We start from the raw sequence: 2,189 nt of genomic DNA, 5'->3' as shown, positions 1-2,189 counted from the left end.
CGGTGACGCTTCGCCACCACCGATACCCGGCCACCCTCCGCTTCGACCTCCGCCAACAACGCAGCCTTCTCAGCCGCGGACCACATCCGGCGCCGCTCGACCCGCGCAACGATCTCTCCCTCCATCAGCCGCCTCCTTATGAGCCTCCAGAAGGAGTCCAGCTAAACCGCTTGAGATCACTCCGCTACACGCCTGAGGCCGTACGGTTACGCATCTCCGCTTCTGCGCGCGGGCGATCCCTGGTGGGCTCAGGAGTAAAAGCGCGCCCGGCACGTCGTCCGGAATAGATCCGTTCTGCCGTGGTGATTCCCGCGGTGTCGCGTTGCCTGCCCAGCCGACTGCCTTGATTGGCAGCGCCGCTGTGAATCGGAAGTGGATCGGGCTGATCCTCGCCCGCTTCATGACGAGGATCGGTATGGAGCGAAGCTGGGCGCCAGTCCCGCGGGTTTGCAGCATTTTCATCGGCAATTCCCGGCTCGAATTGAATAATCGCAGATCAGACGCTTCCTTGGTAACGCGATTTTCCAGCGTTCAGATCTCCTGATCCGAGAACTTTGCCCCGAAGTATCACTACTAATTACGCTTCTCCTGTGAACAACAGGAGACAATACCATGAGTAAATCTCAGTTTAACTTCAATGATGGCAATGACGATCGGATCAATGTTGCAGTTGTTTGCTTGCTTCTGCAGCAAGCGTTTGTTCTCAGCGCCATATCCGCGCCAGAGGTCCAGCAAAATTTGGAAGAAAGGTTGTGCATACTCGCCAACATCGATCCTTATGATCTCCATCGGGAGCAATTTCATCGAGGGGTGACCGTGATCGGGGTCGATCATTTCGCCTGGCGCGCGCTGACCCTTCAGGTGCTGGAAGATCTGTTACGGGAGCACAATGGTCTGGTCCTGATCGATCCGTCCGATCGTGAGGTCCTTGATGCAGAGACACTCGGACCAGCTTCGACCTCGATCGTAAACAAGGTTTTCAAACGTAAGACGATACGCCCGTCGGTCCGCACCGCGGCAAATGACAATGCCGCAAGCAACTTGGTCGGCCGATCGATCATTCTGACCTGTCCCGCCGTATCCTCTTCGGCGGATGCTGAAGGCGTCGTTGGTCGCGCGCGGTCGCTTAGTCGCAGAGCTTGGCGCGTGCTCATTCTCTGCGATGACGCATCTACATTATGGCATCGCCACCAGGATCGCATAGATCAGGTCCTGCAGACTCGAGGTGTTATGCCATGGGTACTGAAAAGAATATGCCAGCCGGGAACATTCGAAAATGTGAGTTACAACATGGATTTTTTAGGATTGATCACTCCAGACTATCTCCAGAAATCTTGGCAGCCGGGAATAACCACGGCAGCCTTGAAAATTCTACTTGAAGAGGCAATGTTTCCACAGAACGATGATTTTCCATACAAGACCTAAGTTTTTAGGATTGTCGTGTATTGGTTGTTTGAATTTCAGCAAGCTACCGAAGATGCTCGATATAAAGTAGGTGATGGCCGATCCTCCACGTCACCTACGGCATTTACAAATTAAATTTTATTTATGGGTGGACCCTGACTCTCCATGATTTTGAGCTTGATGGGGAGGGTGGTGTCGGAACGAGTTGACGCTTCGGGTCACTGCGGGGATGCACGCCGTGCAGCGATCGGCAGCACACTGGTTGAACGGGTGGTGGAGCCCGGGTTGCTGGTCGTCCACAAGCTTGGCGGCACGCGGCCGCGGGATACTGTGATCCAGCGCCTCCTGTCGGCCCCGTCGGTCACGTGCACCGAGATGGCGGAGGGAAACACTGGGGGGATTGCACAGCCGCTGCCTGCCAGGGCCGTCGGATTGCGACTACGTAGGACACGACTGAAATCAGCTTTGCCGTCCGCGAGGTGCGTTGCCGTGGGATTGGGCCGACTGGTGATGGGGTATCAGCGGGGTTTTTCCTGCATCCGGTGATCGCCATCGACAGTCGCCGCCAGCAGGAGACGCACACCTTTGGCGGAGAGGATCTGCAGGATCGCCCGCATGATCGTCGTCTTGCCCACGCCGATGCTACCTGTAGTAGCCGGTAGCTTTCCCTTGGCAGTGGTCGGTGGTGACAGGCGGACGAACCTCGCGCGGAATTGCTGCCCATGGTTCCGGTCGTTCACCCATTTACTGGTCGCCGTCACCCATTCACGAGCCCCGATCACGGC

At 56.6% G+C, this 2,189-nt stretch carries 2 protein-coding genes; one reads left to right on the top strand and one right to left on the bottom strand.

What is annotated here, in order from left to right; genetic code table 11:
• The first annotated feature begins 612 nt into the window (after positions 1-612).
• Entirely contained in the window at positions 613-1,425 is an 813-nt protein-coding gene (locus ACP5E6_RS18580; protein ID WP_427956875.1) for a hypothetical protein, read from the top strand.
• Positions 1,426-1,922: 497 nt separating this feature from the next.
• On the opposite strand, the gene ACP5E6_RS18575 is transcribed toward ACP5E6_RS18580, so the two are convergent.
• Positions 1,923-2,189: hypothetical protein (locus tag ACP5E6_RS18575; protein WP_427956874.1), on the bottom strand; the 267-nt coding region annotated here is incomplete at its 5' end.

It is taken from the genome of Acidiphilium sp. (assembly GCF_049977125.1).
Lineage (GTDB): Bacteria > Pseudomonadota > Alphaproteobacteria > Acetobacterales > Acetobacteraceae > Acidiphilium.
Note: the sequence above shows the minus strand (reverse complement) of the source record. Positions and strands in the feature narration are given on the sequence as shown.